12 protein-coding genes and 1 riboswitch are annotated in these 17,694 nt (G+C 61.4%); of the genes, 5 read left to right on the top strand and 7 right to left on the bottom strand.

Annotated features, from left to right (window positions below; translation table 11 throughout):
• Positions 1 to 62 precede the first annotated feature (62 nt).
• From IEX75_RS10395 to zwf, 5 genes are all read right to left on the bottom strand, one after another.
• On the bottom strand, positions 63 to 467 hold the full coding sequence (locus tag IEX75_RS10395) for a helix-turn-helix domain-containing protein (RefSeq protein WP_229720732.1): 405 nt from the start codon (positions 465 to 467) through the stop codon (positions 63 to 65).
• 214 nt (positions 468 to 681) lie between these two features.
• Positions 682 to 1,326 carry a bifunctional 4-hydroxy-2-oxoglutarate aldolase/2-dehydro-3-deoxy-phosphogluconate aldolase gene (gene eda / locus IEX75_RS10390; RefSeq protein ID WP_188794128.1) on the bottom strand — a complete coding sequence of 215 codons (645 nt, stop codon included), beginning with the start codon at positions 1,324 to 1,326 and terminating at the stop codon, positions 682 to 684.
• An 88-nt stretch (positions 1,327 to 1,414) separates the two neighbouring features.
• Positions 1,415 to 3,226 (bottom strand): phosphogluconate dehydratase, encoded by a 1,812-nt coding sequence (gene edd, locus IEX75_RS10385; RefSeq protein WP_188794127.1) that lies wholly within the window; start codon positions 3,224 to 3,226, stop codon positions 1,415 to 1,417.
• Between the two features lie 206 nt (positions 3,227 to 3,432).
• On the bottom strand, positions 3,433 to 4,128 hold the full coding sequence (pgl, locus tag IEX75_RS10380; protein WP_188794126.1) for a 6-phosphogluconolactonase: 696 nt from the start codon (positions 4,126 to 4,128) through the stop codon (positions 3,433 to 3,435).
• On the bottom strand, positions 4,125 to 5,615 hold the full coding sequence (zwf, locus tag IEX75_RS10375; RefSeq protein ID WP_188794125.1) for a glucose-6-phosphate dehydrogenase: 1,491 nt from the start codon (positions 5,613 to 5,615) through the stop codon (positions 4,125 to 4,127). Before zwf ends, pgl begins: the two co-directional genes overlap by 4 nt.
• Positions 5,616 to 5,890: 275 nt before the next feature.
• Here zwf and IEX75_RS10370 point away from each other — a divergent pair, with 275 nt between their 5' ends.
• The 5 genes from IEX75_RS10370 to IEX75_RS10350 all read left to right on the top strand — a co-directional run bounded on the left by IEX75_RS10370 (position 5,891) and on the right by IEX75_RS10350 (position 16,628).
• On the top strand, positions 5,891 to 6,643 hold the full coding sequence (locus IEX75_RS10370; RefSeq protein ID WP_188794124.1) for a GntR family transcriptional regulator: 753 nt from the start codon (positions 5,891 to 5,893) through the stop codon (positions 6,641 to 6,643).
• A gap of 145 nt (positions 6,644 to 6,788) precedes the next feature.
• Positions 6,789 to 7,013, top strand: a riboswitch (cobalamin riboswitch).
• Between the two features lie 135 nt (positions 7,014 to 7,148).
• Positions 7,149 to 9,047, top strand: coding sequence for a TonB-dependent receptor domain-containing protein (locus tag IEX75_RS10365; protein ID WP_308422119.1), 1,899 nt, complete (start codon positions 7,149 to 7,151; stop codon positions 9,045 to 9,047).
• 304 nt (positions 9,048 to 9,351) lie between these two features.
• A complete protein-coding gene (locus tag IEX75_RS10360) occupies positions 9,352 to 12,537 on the top strand; it encodes an efflux RND transporter permease subunit (protein WP_188794123.1) in 3,186 nt (1,061 codons plus the stop codon).
• Between the two features lie 316 nt (positions 12,538 to 12,853).
• Entirely contained in the window at positions 12,854 to 16,042 is a 3,189-nt protein-coding gene (locus IEX75_RS10355; RefSeq protein ID WP_188794122.1) for an efflux RND transporter permease subunit, read from the top strand.
• A 232-nt stretch (positions 16,043 to 16,274) separates the two neighbouring features.
• Entirely contained in the window at positions 16,275 to 16,628 is a 354-nt protein-coding gene (locus IEX75_RS10350) for a hypothetical protein (protein ID WP_188794121.1), read from the top strand.
• Positions 16,629 to 16,826: 198 nt separating this feature from the next.
• On the opposite strand, the gene IEX75_RS10345 is transcribed toward IEX75_RS10350, so the two are convergent.
• Both IEX75_RS10345 and IEX75_RS10340 read right to left on the bottom strand, forming a co-directional pair.
• Positions 16,827 to 17,057 (bottom strand): hypothetical protein, encoded by a 231-nt coding sequence (locus tag IEX75_RS10345; RefSeq protein WP_188794120.1) that lies wholly within the window; start codon positions 17,055 to 17,057, stop codon positions 16,827 to 16,829.
• A complete protein-coding gene (locus tag IEX75_RS10340; RefSeq protein ID WP_188794119.1) occupies positions 17,011 to 17,676 on the bottom strand; it encodes a ShlB/FhaC/HecB family hemolysin secretion/activation protein in 666 nt (221 codons plus the stop codon). The genes IEX75_RS10345 and IEX75_RS10340 overlap by 47 nt, the downstream gene beginning before the upstream one ends.
• Between the last annotated feature and the right edge of the window lie 18 nt (positions 17,677 to 17,694).

Below are 17,694 nucleotides of genomic sequence, written 5' to 3'. Positions count from 1 at the left end.
CTTTAAGTCACACGGCGCATTCGCGCAGGAATTCCCAGCTTAGGCAGCAAGCATGACGAGTTTCATACGCCAGAAGTCACATGCGCGAAACGCTCCCGATAGCGGGCCGGGCTCACTTTCAGCACGCGGCGAAAGTGGTGCCGCAGCGTATCGGCACTGCCGTAGCCGCAAGCATCGGCGATCCGCTCTACCGGCCACCGGCTACCTTCCAGCAATTCGCGCGCGCGGGCCAGGCGCTCCTGGGTAAGCCACTGCTTGGGCGAGCAGCCGGTGGCCTCCTCGAAGCGCCGCAAAAACGTGCGTTCGCTCATGCGCGCGCGTTCGGCCAGTTCGGCCAGAGGTAGCGGCTGGTCCAAATGTCGGCGCATCCATTCCAGCAGTTTGCCGAGGGCAACACCTTGCTCGGGCAGTGGCGTCGGAATGAACTGCGCCGGGCCGCATTGCAATGGCGCGAACAAGGCGGCCATAAAGCTGGCGCAACTGGAGCGCCCGGTGAAGGAAATGATCGGCGGACTGACGGGCTGGTTTGACGAAGGCTTTGGCTTGGAACGTGGAAGCTGAGCTGCCCGCTTGCGACCAACGCCGCGGCGATATGTATTGCCGCTGACGTAGGTTGGGGTGCAAACCCCAACATTTGGTGACATGTGCATGACGATGTTGGGGTTTGCACCCCAACCTACATCAGCCGTGCAGCGCCGCCGCTTCGCGTGCCAACTGTTCAATACCGGCCCAATCGCCTGCTTTCAGCTTGTCGCTCGGCGTCAGCCACGAACCGCCCACGCACAATACGTTGGACAGCGAGAGAAAATCCTTTGCGGTGGCAACAGAGATACCACCCGTGGGGCAGAAGCGAATCTGCGGCAGCGGGCTGGCCCAGGCACCGAGCAGTTTTGCACCACCAGCGGGAACGGCAGGGAAGAACTTCAAGTGGCGATAACCGCGTTCGAGCAACGTCATCGCTTCGCCAGCCGTGGCGATGCCAGGCAGCAAGGGCAGGGCGCTGTCGTCCGCCGCGGCGAGCAGTCTGGGCGACATGCCGGGCGAAACCGCGAAACGCGCACCGGCTCTTTCCGCCGCAGCCAGGTCATTGGCATTGAGCACCGTGCCGACACCGACCACCGCGCCTTCCACTTCTGCGGCAATCGCGCGAATGGCATCGAGTGCGGCAGGCGTGCGCAGCGTCACTTCGATGGCGGGAATGCCGCCGGCGACCAGCGCGCGTGCCATCGGCACGGCGTGCTTGGCGTCTTCGATGATGACCACCGGAATGACCGGAGCGAGGCGCATGGTGGCTTCGACGTGTTGTTGCTTGGTTTCAATATTCATAGTCTTTGGATGTGTAGGTTGGGGTGCAAACCCCAACATTCGATGACATGTGCATGACGACGTTGGAGTGCAAACCCCAACCCACGTGTTAGAGCACGCCAGCGCCCAGATCGGCGGCAACCGCATTGCGGCGGAAGATGCCGAACAACTCGCGCCCCATGCCGTGCTGATGCCTGGAAAGGTCTTCTACCGCCGGCGTGCGCGCTGCGAATGCTGCAGCATCGACCAGCACGTCGAGCGTTCCCTTCGCCGCATCCAACCGGATGATGTCGCCATCCTGCACTCTCGCAATCGGACCGCCATCGTCCGCTTCCGGCGTTACGTGAATCGCTGCCGGCACGCGGCCACTTGCACCTGACATGCGGCCGTCGGTAACCAAAGCAATGCGATGTCCGCGATCCTGCAGCACGGCGAGCGTCGGCGTGAGCTTGTGCAATTCCGGCATGCCGATCGCGCGCGGTCCCTGGAAGCGCACCACCGCCACGAAATCACGATTGAGCTCGCCACGATCGAAGGCACGCTTGATGTCGTCCTGGTCATGGAACACCACGGCCGGCGCTTCGATGACCAGGCGATCATCAGGTACCGACGACACCTTGATCACCGAGCGGCCAAGATTGCCGTTGAGCATGCGCAAGCCACCATCGGTGCGGAACGGTTCGCTGGCGGCGCGCAACACACCACGGTTACCGCTTTCCTTCGACACCGGTTTCCAGACCAGCTGGCCAGCTTCATCCAGCTCCGGCACCTTGGCGTAGCCGGAAAGATCGGTACCGGCGATCGTGCGCGCATCGCCATGCAGCAGGCCCGCGCTCAGTAGTTGATCGATCAGGAAACCCATGCCGCCGGCTTCATGGAAGTGGTTCACGTCGGCATAGCCGTTCGGATACACGCGCGCCAGCAGCGGGATCACCGACGACAGCGCATCGAAATCTTCCCAGCGCAGCGCAATACCCGCCGCCTGCGCGATCGCCACCAAGTGCAGCAGATGATTGGTGGAGCCGCCGGTCGCGTGCAGACCGATGACGCCGTTGACGATGGCGCGCTCGTCGACGATATGGCCAATCGGCAGATGCTCGCCCGCCTTGCCCAAGGCCGCACAGCGGCGCACCGCTTCGGCGGTGAGCGCATCGCGCAACAACGTCTCCGGCGCGACGAAGCTGGAACCCGGCAGATGCAGGCCCATGATCTCCATCAGCATCTGGTTGGAGTTGGCGGTGCCGTAGAAGGTGCAGGTGCCGGCCGAGTGATACGACGCCGCTTCGGCCTCCAGCAGTTCGTCGCGGCTGGCCTTGCCTTCCGTGTACGCCTGGCGCACTTTCGATTTCTGTTCGTTGCTGATGCCGCTGGGCATCGGGCCGCTGGGCACGAACACGCCCGGCAGATGGCCGAAGCTCAATGCGCCGATCAACAGGCCCGGCACGATCTTGTCGCAGATCCCCAAGTACAGCGCACCATCGAACATGTCATGCGACAGCGCCACCGCCGTGGTCATCGCAATGAGGTCGCGCGAGAACAGCGACAGCTCCATGCCGGCACGGCCTTGCGTGACACCGTCGCACATCGCCGGCACGCCGCCGGCTACCTGTGCGGTGACGCCGGACTGGCGCGCCACTTCGCGCATGAATTCCGGATAGCGCTCATACGGCTGATGCGCCGAGAGCATGTCGTTGTACGCGGTGACGATGGCGAGGTTCGGCGTGTGGCCTTCGCGCAGCGCCGCCTTGTCATGCGTGTTGCACGCGGCAAAACCGTGCGCGAGGTTGCCACAGGAGAGCCGCGCGCGATGCGGACCATCGATGATGGCGTTGTTGATGCGTTCCAGATACGCGGCGCGCGTGGCGCGGCTGCGTTCGCGCAGACGTTCGGTGACTTGGGCAACGACGGGGTGCAGACTCATTTCATGCTCCGGCCGAGCGAGCTCGGCGTTGATGCTTTCTAGATGCTTGGTCTTGCCTCGCTGTCATTCCGGCGAAAGCCGGAATCCAGTCAAGTACATCGTGCGAAGCACGCATTATTTGGCTTTGAGTGCTTCGCACGACGTATTCAAACTGGATTCCGGCCTTCGCCGGAATGACGAGCAGTAAAAAACGCGTGCTTGATGCTTTACGGGCACCAATAGATCTCCAACGATCGATCGGCACGCAGCACACTGGCGATCGGCAGGTCGCTATCCGGCTTTTCCGCTTCCGCCAGCACATCACGCTTGTCGTTGCCTTGAACATGCAGATACAGCGAACGCGCTTTCAGCAGTACCGGCAGGGTAAAGGTGATGCGCGGCTCGCCCGCCCCTGGTGCGCGCATCGGCAACACCAGCGCGGTGTTCGATGTGTCGAGTGCTTCGCTCAGGCGATCGCCGCCGGGAAAGAACGACGCCGTGTGTCCATCCGGCCCCATGCCGAGCACGATCACGTCGAACGGCTGCTTCAGCGCCGCCACGGATGCGCGCACTTCGCCAATGCCTGCTTCCGGCGTCGCGGCTTCCACATACAAGGGCACGAATTCGGCATCGGCTGCTTTCCGTTGCAGCAACAGCGACTCCACCAGGCGCGCGTTGGAGCGTTCATCGGTGTCAGGCACCCAGCGCTCATCCACCAAGGTGACCGTGACACGCGACCAATCCAGCGTTTCGTTCGACAACGCCTCGAACAGGCGCTTGGGCGTGCTGCCACCGGAAACGGCGATCAATGCTTCGCCGCGTGCATCAATCGCTTCGCGCAGCTTGCCTGCGATGCTGGCCGACAAGGCCTTGGCCAGCGCCTGCCCATCGTCGAAGGCATGCAAGGCGTGTTGCTCGCTCACTGTTCGAAATCCTCGTCCCAGGTGCGTCCGTCGCGTTCGATCAAAGCCACTGCCGCGCTCGGACCCCAGGTGCCCGAGGTGTAGGGACGCGGCGATTCACCGCCCGACGCCCACGCAGCCAGGATCGGGTCGGCCCAGTTCCATGCGGCTTCCACTTCATCGCGGCGCATGAACAGCGTCGGATTGCCCCGCACCACGTCGAGCAACAGGCGCTCGTATGCATCGGGCTGCTGCACGCCGAAGGCTTCGGCAAAGCTCATGTCCAACGGCACGTGACGCAGACGCAAACCGCCCGGGCCAGGATGCTTGATGGTGAGCCACAGCTTCACGCCTTCATCCGGCTGCAGGCGCAGCACCAGGCGGTTCTGCGCAAGCGGACCTGCGGAAGCCGTAAAGATGGAATGCGGTACGGGCTTGAACGCCACCACGATTTCCGACACGCGCTCAGCCAGGCGCTTGCCCGTGCGCAAATAGAACGGCACGCCGGACCAGCGCCAGTTGGCGATTTCCGCCTTGAGCGCCACGAAGGTTTCGGTATTGGAGTGGTCGACCTTCGATTTGCTGGTGCTGTTCAAGTCTTCGATATAGCCCGGCACGCTCTTCCCCTCCCCCACGCCGGCACGGTACTGGCCGCGCACGGTGAGCTGGGAGGCATTGGTTTCGTTGATTGGCTTGAGCGCGTGCAGCACTTTCAATTTTTCGTCGCGTACCGCATCCGGCGACAGCGAGGATGGTGGCTCCATCGCCACCATGCACAGCAGCTGCAACATATGGTTCTGCACCATGTCGCGCAGCGCGCCGGCGTGATCGTAGTAGGGACCGCGGCGCTCCACGCCCAGCGTTTCGGCCACGGTGATCTGCACGTGATCGATATGGCCGGCGTTCCACAGCGGCTCGAACAGCGCATTGCCGAAGCGCAGCGCCAGCAGGTTCTGCACCGTTTCCTTGCCGAGGTAGTGGTCGATGCGATAGGTCTGCGATTCGGCGAACACGCGGCCGACGTCGTCGTTGATGCGGTTGGCACTGGCCAGGTCGTGGCCGATCGGCTTTTCCAGCACCACGCGCGCCTTGCCCTGGTTGAGGCCGTAGCCGCCCAGGCGCTGGCAGATGTCCACGAACAGCTCGGGCGAGGTGGAGAGATAGAACACACGCACGTGATCGGGGCACTCGCCCATCAGCTTGGCGAAGTCGTCCCAGCCGGCATCCTTGCGGGCGTCGAGCGGGCGGTAATGCACCAGCTTGAGGAAGGTATCGAGCTGGTCGCCCTGCTTGGACGCCGCGCCGTTGAGCGCGCTGCGGACCTGCGCGCGGTAGCCGTCGTCGTCCAGGCCTTCGCGGGCCACGCCGATGATGCGGCTGCCGGGCTGGATCTGGCCGTCGACAAAACGGTGGAATAGGGCAGGGAGCAATTTGCGTACGGCCAGGTCGCCAGTGCCGCCGAAAATCACCAGATCGAACAGATCGACCGGTAGCGCGGGTGCAGTCACAACTCACCTCTTTGGAATGCTGGCAGCCGCCAGGATGCGACCGCCGGGGAAGTTCGATGGTACCAATGTCGTACCAGGCAATACCAGTCTTTTGTGCAGTGCAATCGTATGCATTCTTTTCATAACGGCTGGAATCGTAAGCCGGACACCGAAAATCGTAAAAAATGCGGCAGCGGGCGGGCTCGAGCGGCCTCGCTCGCCCCGTATCCCCGGGGATGCTTTCCGGTTCACGTACCAGTTGTCGCAGTGGTCACGCATTGGTATGGTTTGCAACTATGCAGAATGCCCTGGCCGAGGAATACCGGCGCCTGAGCCGAGATACCACCACCCACCAGCCGCTGGCTTACCTGCGGCTGCGACGGGCTATTCGCAACGTGATCCAGCATCGCGATATCGAGCCCGGCCAAACCTTGCCTAGCGAACGCGATTTATCGCAGGCCCTGGGTTTGTCGCGTGTGACGGTGCGCAAGGCGATTTCAGGCCTGGTTGAAGAAGGCCTGCTGACCCAGCGCCATGGCGCCGGCACCTTCGTGGCCGAACGCATCATCAAGCCGATGTCGCGCCTCACCAGCTTTACCGAAGACCTGCGCGCGCGCGGCCTGCATCCGCGCTCCGAATTCTTCGAGCGCAGCGTGGGCGAGGTGACGCCGGAAGAATCGATGGCGCTCAACCTTTCCCCCGGCGTGCTGGTGGCGCGCCTGCATCGCGTGCGTTATGCGGAGGACGAACCACTGGCGATCGAGCGCAGCGTGGTGCCGGCCAGCGTGCTGCCGGATCCGCATGAGGTGCACGATTCGCTGTACGAGGCGCTTGAGAAGTACAACTGCCGGCCGGTGCGTGCCCTGCAGCGTTTGCGTGCCGTGTTGCTGGCTGCGCGGCAGGCGCGGTTGCTGCATGTGAGTGCCGGTAGTGCGGGCTTGCATATCGAGCGGCGCGGGTTTCTCGATGATGGGCGGGTAGTGGAGTTCACCACCTCGTGGTATCGCGGGGATATCTACGATTTCGTGGCGGAATTGCAGACGGATTAAAGCCGCAACCGTAGGTTGGGGTGCGAACCCCAACATCGTGATGTCTCTGTACATGGCAATGTTGGGGTTCGCACCCCAACCTACGTGTAGCCGCGGGGAACATGTAGATTCCTTCGTCGAATTGCCCCAACCGCCCCTACCCGCTAAAGTTCCGCCCGTTCCAGGTGTCCCCGCGGTTGAAAACCCAAGGGGATGAAACGGGAAGCCGGTGCGCTGTTTGCACAGCAAGGCCGGCACTGCCCCCGCAACGGTAAGCGAGTATTTCGAGCGATCACGCGCCACTGTGCGTAAGCATGGGAAGGCATCGTTCCAGGCATGAACAAGCATGCCACTCGCAAGTCCGGAGACCGGCCCGGAACAGGTTCTGGCACTCGCGGCGGGCGAGGTACGGAGTTCGCGCTGCGGCGTTCTCGCCTGCCCGCTTCCCGTTCCCTTCGATATCCATCCGATGCCGGCTTGCTCATGTTTGCGCCGCGCGGGGACGTGCGGCAGGGGAACATCCATCGTGTTGAACAAAACCGCACTTGCAGCCGCCTTGCTGCTTTCACTGGCCGCGCAGGCTGCTTACGCCCAGTCAAATGATGAACAGAACGATTCACTGACGCCGGTGATCGTGACCGCCACGCGTACCGCCATCACCGCCAACGAGGCGCTCTCGTCGGTCACCGTGATCACGCGCGAGGACATCGAACGGCTGCAGCCGCTGTCGGTAGCCGACCTGCTGACCGGCCTGCCGGGCGTGTCGATCGGCCAGACCGGCGGTATCGGCGGGCAAACCTCGCTATACCTGCGCGGCACTAATGCGGACCACGTGCTGGTGCTGATCGATGGCGTGCGCATCGGCTCGGTGAGCATCGGCCTACCGGCGCTGGAGCAAATTCCCGTGCAAGCGATCGACCGCATCGAAATCGTGCGCGGTCCGCGTGCCAGTCTGTACGGCTCGGATGCGATCGGCGGCGTGATCCAGATTTTCACGAAACACGGGCAACCGAACGGCGGCATCTCCCCGTCAGTGAGCGTTACCGGCGGCAGCCACGGCTACGTGAGCGGCCAGGCCGGTGTCTCCGGCGGCGACGCGCATCTTTGGTACAACGCCAGCCTCGGCGGTACGTACAGCGGCGGCATTCCCAATTGCCGCATGGGCGCGGCGGAAGTGGGTGTGGCGTGCTTCGTGGATGATCCGCGCAACGATGCCTATCGCAACTGGAACGGCTTCGCCAACTTCGGCTATCGCTGGGACAATGGCACCGAGCTGGCTTTCGACTGGCTGCGCAGCAAGAGCAACGCGGAATACGCCGGCAGTCCCTACGGCGGCAACGATGCCCTCGAAGAACAATACGTGGCCGGTGCACGCCTGAGCTTCATGCCGCTGTCGATCTGGAAAGTCACGCTCAACGCAGGCCAAAGCCGCGACTATGACGACACCTTCTACCAGGGGACCTATTTCGGCCAGTACTACCCGCGCATGGCGACGGGTTATTTCAATTCGCGCCGCAATCAGGCGTCGTGGCAGAACGACATCACGCTAAGCACGAATCAATTGCTGACCGTGGGCGTGGATTACCAGCAGGAACACATCGCCAGCGACACTGCGTTCCAAGAAACCACCCGTGGAGACACCGGTACTTTCGCCCAGTACCAGGGCACGTTTGGCCAGAACGAGGTGCAGGTTTCAGGGCGCCATGACCACAACGACCAGTTCGGCAATCACAACACCGGCTCGGCCGCGTGGGGCTATCACTTCCAAAACGGTCCGGTGCTGTCGGTGAGCTATGGCACCGCGTTCCACGCACCGACGTTCGATGATCTGTACTTTCCCGCTTTCGGCGGCATCCCTACCGCTAACCCGGATCTGAAGCCGGAAACCTCGCACAGTGCGGAAATCGGCCTGACTCAACAATTGCAGCACTGGAACTGGGGCGTCAACGCCTACCAGACCACCATCAACGACCTGATCGTGCTGGATCAGAATTTCGTGCCGCAAAACCTGAGCCGCGCGCGCATCCGTGGCCTGGAAGGACAATTTGGGTTCAATCTCGATGATTGGCGCGTGCAGAGCTATCTCACGCTGATGCAGCCAAAAAACGATGATGGCGGTGCCGACAACGGCAAGCTGCTGCAGCGGCGTGCGCAGCGTACGGCGCGTATCGATGTCGATCGCAAACTGGGCCGGTTCAACGTGGGCGCCACGTTCTTCGCATCCAGCAAGCGCTACGACGACATCGCCAATACCGAGCGCATGGGGGGCTATGCCACCACTGACCTGCGTGCGAGCTACACCTTCGCGCAGGACTGGCAGGTAGAGGCCAAGCTGGCGAATGTGTTCGATCACAACTATGAGACGGTGTACTACTACAACCAGCTGGGTCGCACTTGGTATCTGACGGTGCGCTACGGTTTGTAAAGCTGAGATGCCCGTAGGTTGGGGTGCAAACCCCAACATCGCCGTCCAAAGAGGCATGGCAATGCTGGGGTTTGCACCCCAGCCTACGAGGCTGTTTCCCACAGCGATGAGATTTGATCTCCGCATTCACTAACTGAACGCCATGCCTTTCGGCACGGCCCGACTTCAGGCACATTTGCGCTTCTGGCCCCCAAGGCATAAAGGTGCCCATGAATGTGCCCTTCTTTTTGCTTGCGCCACGGCCAGCGCGGGATGCGCGCGACCGTGGCTTACGCTTATCTGACGTCTTGGCGCAGGTAACGCCATGAACAATATCTTTGCGCCCATTATCCGCCGCCCTATCGGCACCTCGCTGCTGGCGATCGGGCTGACCATTGCCGGCTTCTGCGCCTATCTGATGCTGGGTGTGGCAGCGCTGCCCACGCTGGATTTCCCGGGCGTCTTCGTGACGGTCGCACAACCGGGTGCCAGTGCGCAGACCATGGCCAACACGGTGCTTGCGCCGCTGGAGCGCCACCTGGGCCGTATTCCCGGCGTGCAGGATATGTACGGCAACGCGAACCAGGGCAGCGCCACCGTGATGGTGCGCTTCGACTTCGGGCGCAACATCGACAAGATCGCCGAAGACGTGCAGACCGCGATCAACGCCGCCCAGCCCGACCTCCCCAGTTCACTGCCGAACCCGCCGCAGTATTTCAAGTTCGACACCTCGCAGATTCCCATCCTGCACGTGGCGCTGACCTCGACCAGCATGCCACCGGACAAGCTCTACGATCTCACCGACACCCTGCTCAGCCCTGCGCTTGCGCAGATTCCAGGCGTGGCGCGGGTGGAGTTGTTCGGCGGCACACCACACGCGGTACGCGTGGACGTGAATACCGCCGCGCTGTCCGCCAAAGGCCTTACGGCCAACGACATTCGCAATGCACTGATCGCCGCCAACGTCACCTCGCCGCAGGGCATCCTGAGCGACGGCCAGACGCAGATGACGGTGACGGCCAACGACTCGCTCCACACGCCGGCGGATTTCGCCAAGTTGGTGATCTCCAACCACAAGGGTGTGCCGGTGTATCTGTCCGACGTGGCCAAGGTCAGCAGCGGCGAGCAGGATAAATACCAGGCCGCCTGGTTCAACGGCATGCGCACCGTGGGCCTGCAGATCAACAAGCGGCCGGAAGCCAATGCGGTGGCAACGGCCGAAGCAGTACGTGCCAAGTTGCCCGAACTGCGCCAGCTGCTACCGGCCGACGTGCAGATGACGCCGATCTTCGATTTCACCGAAAGCACCAAGGGCGCACTGCACGAAGTGGAAGTGGCGCTGCTGATCAGTATCGTGCTGGTGTCGCTGGTGATGCTGGTGTTCCTGCGCCGGCTGCGCCCCACCTTGATTGCATCGCTCAGCGTGCCGTTGTCGTTGGCCGGCGCGTTTGTGGTGATGTGGTCGCTGGGCTATACGCTCAACACGCTGTCGCTGGTGGCGCTGGTGCTGTGCATCGGCTTCGTGGTGGACGACGCCATCGTGGTGATCGAGAACATCTTCCGCCACATGGAACATGGCGAGGCGCCGCTGGATGCGGCGATGCGCGGTGTGAGCGAAATCGGCTTCACCGTCATTTCGATCACGCTGTCGCTGATCGCCGTGTTCGCACCGCTGCTGTTCGGCAACAACATGCTGATCATGCTGTTGCGCGAATTTTCCGTGACGCTCACGTCTGCGGTGGTGATTTCCGCGATCGTGTCGCTGACGCTTACGCCTGCGCTGTGCGGGCACTATTTGAAACCCGAGGCGACCCTGGCGGCAGCGCCGTCACGTATCGAACTGACCCTGCAGCGTTTCGACCGCTGGCTGCATACCCATTACGAGCGCGCGCTGGACTGGGCGATGCGCCACCGCCGCCTGATGCGCTGGCAGCCACTCATCCTGTTGGTCCTCACCGTCGTACTTGGCATGGCGATTGTCAAAACGGCGGGCGGCACGTTCATGCCCGACCAGGACACCGGCCAGCTTGCCGCGTCGCTCAAGGCAGACGCCAATATCTCACCCACGCTATTGGCCACGCGCGTGCAGCAGGCCAACAAGATCCTGCAGGACGATCCGGCAACGCTGGATGTGCTGACCGTGCTGGGCTCCGAGAACAACGGCGGCGGCGCCGTGGGCAATGCGGCGTCGATGTACGCGGACCTCAAGCCACGCGGCAACGGCCCGGGTCAGCGCAAGGACGACATCAAAAAGGTGATCGAGCGGCTGCAGAAGAAGTTCGAGCCGCTCGCGGGCATCAAGGCGTACTTCAACCCGATCCAGTTCTTCAACGGCGGCGGTGCCGGCGACAACGCGGGGCAATACGAATTCCAGATCCTCGACACCAGCGGTGGCCAGGATCTGCAACCGATCACGCTGCAGCTGGTACGCAAGCTGCGCACCGTTCCACAACTCACCGATGTGAGCAGCAACTTCGACCTGGTGGGCAAGCAGCAGCAGATCCAGATCGACCGTGCGAAAGCGGGCCGCCTGTTCGTGAATATCGGCGATATCGATTCGGTGCTGCTCAACTCGTTTGGACAGAACCAGGTATCGGTGATCTATTCGGATATCAACCAGTACCGTGTGGTGCTGACCTCGTCCAGCGCCGAATCGATGAGCGCCGACGGGTTGCTCAATCTGTACGTGCGCAACACCAAGGGCCAGATGATTCAGCTGGCTGCAGTGGCCTCTATCGTGCCGGACATGAGCCCGCTCGGCATCCGCCACCACAACCAGCAGCAGGTGGCGACCATCAACTACAACCTCAAGCCGGACGTGCAGCAAAGCACCGGTATCGACCTGGTGCAGCAGGCGGCACTTGCGGTGCACATGCCTGCGGGTGTGCGGCTGGACTTCACCGGTGCCAACCAGCAGTTCCAGCAAGCGAAATCGAATGGCGGCATCCTGCTGCTTGCTTCGATCATTGCCATGTACATCGTGCTAGGCATTCTGTACGAAAGCCTTGGCCATCCGCTGACCATTCTTTCCACGCTGCCGGCAGCAGGCATGGGCGCATTCCTCGCGATGCTGGTCACGCACACGCCGCTGTCGCTGATGGCGATCATCGCAGTGCTGATGCTGATCGGCATCGTGAAAAAGAATGCGATCTTGATGGTGGACTTTGCCTTGGTCGCACAGCGTGAACATGGCCGCTCGCCGCCGGAAGCGATTCGCGAGGCAGCACTGGTGCGCTTCCGGCCGATCACCATGACCACGTTGGTGGCGATGGGCGCCGCATTGCCGCTGGCGATCGGCTTCGGTATTGGCTCGGAAATGCGCCAGCCGCTGGGTATCGCGATCGTCGGCGGCTTGCTGGTATCGCAGCTGCTGACGTTGCTGAGCACGCCGGCGATTTATTTGTGGTCGCATGACCGTGGGCTGCGCAAGGCAGCGCGCAAGGCGCGGCGTGCGGAGAAGCGGCGGTTGCGGGAATTGGGAAGGCAAATCCCGGTGGCCGAAACCGAATGATGTCGACGTGGGTTGGGGTGTAAACCCCAACATCATCTTGCGCGTCGCAGAGCGATGTTGGGGTTTACACCCCAACCTACGTGACTGCGACACCAGCAATGACGAAAGCTACCCAGGAGCCGTCATTAGCATTTCAAGCGACACCGTTACAGGTTCATGAAAGCCTTGCCATGCCTTCCGGCACGGCCCGACTTCAAGCACATTTGCACGCACACACGTCAGCGTATGAAGTACATATGGATACTTCCGATACGCGCAACAACCGTTCACGCGACTTGTACATGGCCGTCCTCCGTGCGCATAAGCAGGCGCCGGCATGAATATTTTTGAGCCGATCATTCGACGCCCCACCGGCATCTCGCTGCTTGCCATCGGCTTGGTGCTGGCAGGCTTCTGTGCCTATCTGCTGATCGGCATCGCAGCGTTTCCTTCGATTCAATTTCCTGTCATAGCAGTGGTTGCCACGTTACCTGGCTCCAACGCACAAACCGTGGCATCAACCGTCACGGCACCGCTCGAGCGCCAGCTGGCGCGCATTCCCGGCATCCAGCAGATGACCTCCGATTCGAACGCCGGCGGCATGCTGATCCTGATCCAGTTCGACATGTCGCGCAGCGCGGATCAAGCCGCGCGCGACGTACAGGCTGCCCTCAACGCCGCTTCACCGGATCTGCCGGCCGTGATGGCGTTGTCGCCGCCACAGTATTTCAAGAACGATACGTCGCAGATTCCCGTACTGCTGATCTCCATGACGTCGACCAGCATGCCGCCGGACAAGCTCTACGACCTAGCCAACACGCTGATGCTTCCGGCTGTGGCGCAGGTCACGGGCGTGTCGCAGGCGCAGTTGATCGGTGGTTCGCCGCACGCCATTCGCATCTCGCTGAACAACAGCGCGCTGACCGCCAAAGGCTTGACCGCCAACGATGTTGCCAACGTGCTGCGCGCTGCCAATGTCGCCTCGCCGCAAGGCATCCTGAGCGACGGCATGACGCAGATGACGGTGTCAGCCAACGACGGTCTGCAGACGCCGGCCGATTTCGCCTCGCTGGTCATTGCCAATCAGAAAGGTAGACCGGTCCATCTTTCCGATGTCGCCACCGTCAGCAACGGCCAGCAGGATTCCACCCAGGCAGCCTGGTTCAACAACCGGCACGGCGTGATCATGCAGGTGCAGAAGCGTTCCGATGCGAACGCCGTGCAAGTGGTGCAAGCCATCCGCGACTCGCTGCCCAAACTGCAGAGGCTCGTGCCGGCCGACGTGCAGATCACGCCGATTTTCGATCTGACGCTATCCACCAAATCCGCCTTGCATGAAGTGGAAATCGCCCTGTTGATCAGCATCGTGATGGTGGCATTGGTGATGCTGCTGTTCCTCCGGCGCATGCGCCCCACCCTTATCGCCATGCTCAGTGTGCCGCTGTCGCTGGCCGGCGCGTTCGTGCTGATGTACTCGCTCGGCTTCACGCTCAACATGCTGTCGCTGATCGCGCTGGTGCTGTGCATCGGCTTCGTGGTGGACGACGCCATCGTGGTGATCGAAAACATCTTTCGCCACATGGAGCAGGGCGCCAAGCCGCTGGATGCCGCGTTGATCGGCGTGCGCGAAATCGGCTTTACGGTGATCTCGATCACGCTATCGCTGGTGGCCGTGTTTGCGCCGATGGTGTTCGGCAACAGCCCGATGGTGATGCTGCTGCGTGAGTTTTCAGTCACGCTGATCGCCACCATCGTGATTTCGGCGCTGGTGTCGCTCACGCTCACGCCAGCCTTGTGCGGCCGTTTCCTGGTGGAGGAAACGCGCGCGCGGCCTGCACCCAGCAAGCTGGAAATGGCAGTCGAACGGATGGATCGCTGGCTGCTCCGCATCTACGAGCGCGCGCTGGATTGGGCCATGCGGCATCGGCGCGTGATGCGCTGGCAGCCGCTGATCCTGCTGGGATTGACGGTCGGCGTCGCCATGGCCGTAGTGAAGACCGCCGGTGGCGCGCTGATGCCCGAGGGCGATACCGGCATGTTGCAGGCGGACATGGTGGCCGATCCGAATATCTCGCCCGACTTGCTCGCCAAGCGCACGCAAGCCGTACAAGCCATCATGCTGGCCGATCCGGCCGTCATCGATGTTGCGTCGTTCCTGGGCGGCAACAACACCAATGGCGCGGTTGGCAACGAGGCTTCGTTCTTTATCGACCTCAAGCCACGTGGCGATGGTCCCGGGCAGCGTCACGACGCGGCGGACAAAGTGATCAAGCGGCTCAATGAGCAATACAAGAAGCTGACCGACGTCAATGTCGCTGTCACCAGCCTGGGCTTTTTCAACGGCGGCGGCGGCAGCAAGGCGAAGGGCCAGTACGCCTTCTCGCTCACCAGCACTACCAGCCAGCCCCTCCAGCAACCCACACTGCAGCTGGCGCAAGTGATGCGCAAGATGAAGCAGTTCAAGGACGTAAGCACCAGCTTCGACAATATCGGCAAACAGCAGCTGGTGGAGATCGATCGCGACGCGGCATCACGCATGCAGGTCAATATCGGGCAGATCGATCAGGCGCTCACCGATGCGTTCGGACAGACACCCGCATCGGTAATCTACTCCGACATCAACCAATATCAGGTGATCTTGATCGCCGACAATGCCAATTCGCTCAGCCCCGCCACGCTGTTGAACCTGTACGTGCGGAGCAATACCAACAAGATGGTGCCACTGTCGGCTATGGTGCATATCCGTCCGCGCATCGAACCCATCGACATCCAGCATTACAACCAGCTGGAATCGGCGAGCATCAACTACAACCTCGCCGACGGCATCAGTCAGGCCGATGGCCTGAAGTACGTTGACCAGGCCATGTTTGCCGCGCATCTGCCGCCTGGCGTGATGAAGCAATACACCGGCGACAACCAGAAGCTGATGGAAGCCGCCACCAATGCGCTGATCCTGTTCATCGCCGTGATCCTGGCGATGTACATCGTGCTGGGCATTCTCTATGAGAGCCTAATCCATCCGCTGACCATTCTTTCAACACTGCCCGCCGCAGGCATGGGCGCCTTCCTCGCCATGCTGATCACCCAGACGCAACTGAGCACGATGTCGGTGATCGCTGTGCTGATGCTGATCGGCATCGTTAAGAAGAATGCGATCCTGATGGTGGACTTTGCGCTTGTTGCCGAACGCGAAGGCGGCCTTACGCCACCGGAAGCAATTCGTGAAGCGGCACTGGTGCGCTTTCGCCCCATCACCATGACGACCTTGGTGGCCATGGGTGCGGCACTGCCGTTGGCGATCGGTTTCGGCATCGGCTCTGAAATGCGCCAGCCGCTGGGCATCGCGATACTTGGCGGATTGTTCGTATCGCAACTGCTGACCTTGCTCAGCACTCCGGCGATTTATTTGTGGCAGCACGACCGGCATATGCGCAAAGCTGCACGCAGGGCGCGGCGCGAAGAGAAGCGCCGCTCGCGGCAATTGGGCAAACCTATCGCGGTACCTGAAGTGGAGCGTGTTGGATAGGGCGACGTAGGTTGGGGTGCAAACCCCAACATCCTTGTATATCGGGCATGGCGATATTGGGGTTTACACCCCAACCTACCAGCTGGGGCATAGCGACCGCGTAAGGATTTACCACCTTGATGCTCTAGATTGCCGGCAATGTGCAGGCGTGGCGATCCGATAGATCAACGAAGCTGGCCTGCTCGATCGTTCATTCAAGTCTCGGCATTAATAAGTTTTTATAGGAATTTTTTTGGATAATCTTGTTATGGATATACAATTTAATTACTCATTATACAGTGATGCGTTTAATAAATCATTATATCCTTCAGAAACATCCTCAGTTTGTCCCTGTGCGGATAAAGTCAAAAACCCGGAGTACGGCGTCAAGGACGAGCAGTCAGGCATGAATGTAGGCAGGTATCGAATCACAGATCCTTCCGGCAACGTCTGGGTAGGGGAAGACCCTTTTGAGCTGGGAAGGGATGGCAAGGTCGTTTCGGTGCAATTCAAAAGTTCCCATGTCAATAACAATACAGTGTATTGCGACTACCAACTCAAAGTGGGTGACGCATTAAGCGGCGTCCGTTTGACCTTGGAGAAGTGACTTTCATTCGGCGATCGGATATGCCGAGGTGGAAAGGGGCTTGAAGCAGGAAGCCAACCGCAGCAAGACCTGCCTTGACCGTGCACGGCTCGGAAAACAAACAACCTCTTGCCATCACCACGCGCATGATCGGCCCGAACGTCCCGCGCATGACAAGTGCGACCTTACTTTGCGCGGGTTTTGCCCGTACGCAGATGCTCAGGACATCTTCTCGCCGTAATAAAGCCGGTAGAACCACGCCCATACCGTCTCGATCTGTTTCTGGATCCATGGCGGCACAGCATGCGGCGTAGGCGTCGCGATGCGAGCGGATTGCCGGTGCGGGTACTTCATCCGGTAGTGGCTGTCGCTTTCCTGTTTCCCCAGCGTGAGCTGCTCCGGATCAATTTCGAACGGCGACAGCCCCAACCACGCGTACAGATGCGACATGCACTTCACGGGCTGCGCGATCAGATCCTCGAAGCGCACGAAGTACAACCGCTGCTTCACCGCATCCGGCAAATCCAGCACCGCCTGCAATGCGATAAGCGGTGCGCCAATCACCCGATCTTTCGCGAACAGCGCATCCGCGCGATCGAAGAGTAGGTCCGTGCAGAGCATGCCAATCCGAACCGGGTGCCTGCACCATCGCAAAGTCATAGGCCACGTGGCCATAGTGCATGTGTTCGTCGGAAGCCAAAAGCCCCACACTGAATTGATCGCCGAGGCCTGCCAGATTGTTCACGGCCACGTTGCCGCCTAAGCGGATGCCGCCGGTATAGCGATCTCCCGCATCATCCAGCGTGAGGTTGCCGGTCACGAGCGGCAACGCCTGAGCATCGGCACTGAGGTCGCTGGTTCCGGGCGTGCTGCCGGGGCCTAGCACCGCATGCCCTTGCACGACCTGCAGGTCGTTCAACAACAACAGCTGGCGATCCAAGCCGTCCTGCGTGACCAGTTGGCCGTTGTGCAGCGGGCTGAGCGTCGCGTTGAGCAGGTTGGTCTGCACACGGCTGTGGTTGGCGACCTGCACCTGGTCGTAGCGCGCTTCGATGACTTTGAATTGCACGACGCCGTCGCTATGACC

The organism is Dyella nitratireducens, assembly GCF_014642835.1.
GTDB lineage: Bacteria > Pseudomonadota > Gammaproteobacteria > Xanthomonadales > Rhodanobacteraceae > Dyella_B > Dyella_B nitratireducens.
Note: the sequence above shows the minus strand (reverse complement) of the source record. Positions and strands in the feature narration are given on the sequence as shown.

Bases quoted from the DNA above. Each gene is read 5' to 3' on its own strand.
- IEX75_RS10360 (WP_188794123.1), top strand. From the start codon at position 9,352: ATGAACAATATCTTTGCGCCCATTATCCGCCGCCCTATCGGCACCTCG.
- IEX75_RS10370 (WP_188794124.1), top strand. From the start codon at position 5,891: ATGCAGAATGCCCTGGCCGAGGAATACCGGCGCCTGAGCCGAGATACC.
- IEX75_RS10345 (WP_188794120.1), bottom strand. From the start codon at position 17,057: ATGTCGCATCTGTACGCGTGGTTGGGGCTGTCGCCGTTCGAAATTGAT.
- edd (WP_188794127.1), bottom strand. From the start codon at position 3,226: ATGAGTCTGCACCCCGTCGTTGCCCAAGTCACCGAACGTCTGCGCGAA.
- IEX75_RS10395 (WP_229720732.1), bottom strand. From the start codon at position 467: ATGGCCGCCTTGTTCGCGCCATTGCAATGCGGCCCGGCGCAGTTCATT.
- eda (WP_188794128.1), bottom strand. From the start codon at position 1,326: ATGAATATTGAAACCAAGCAACAACACGTCGAAGCCACCATGCGCCTC.
- IEX75_RS10355 (WP_188794122.1), top strand. From the start codon at position 12,854: ATGAATATTTTTGAGCCGATCATTCGACGCCCCACCGGCATCTCGCTG.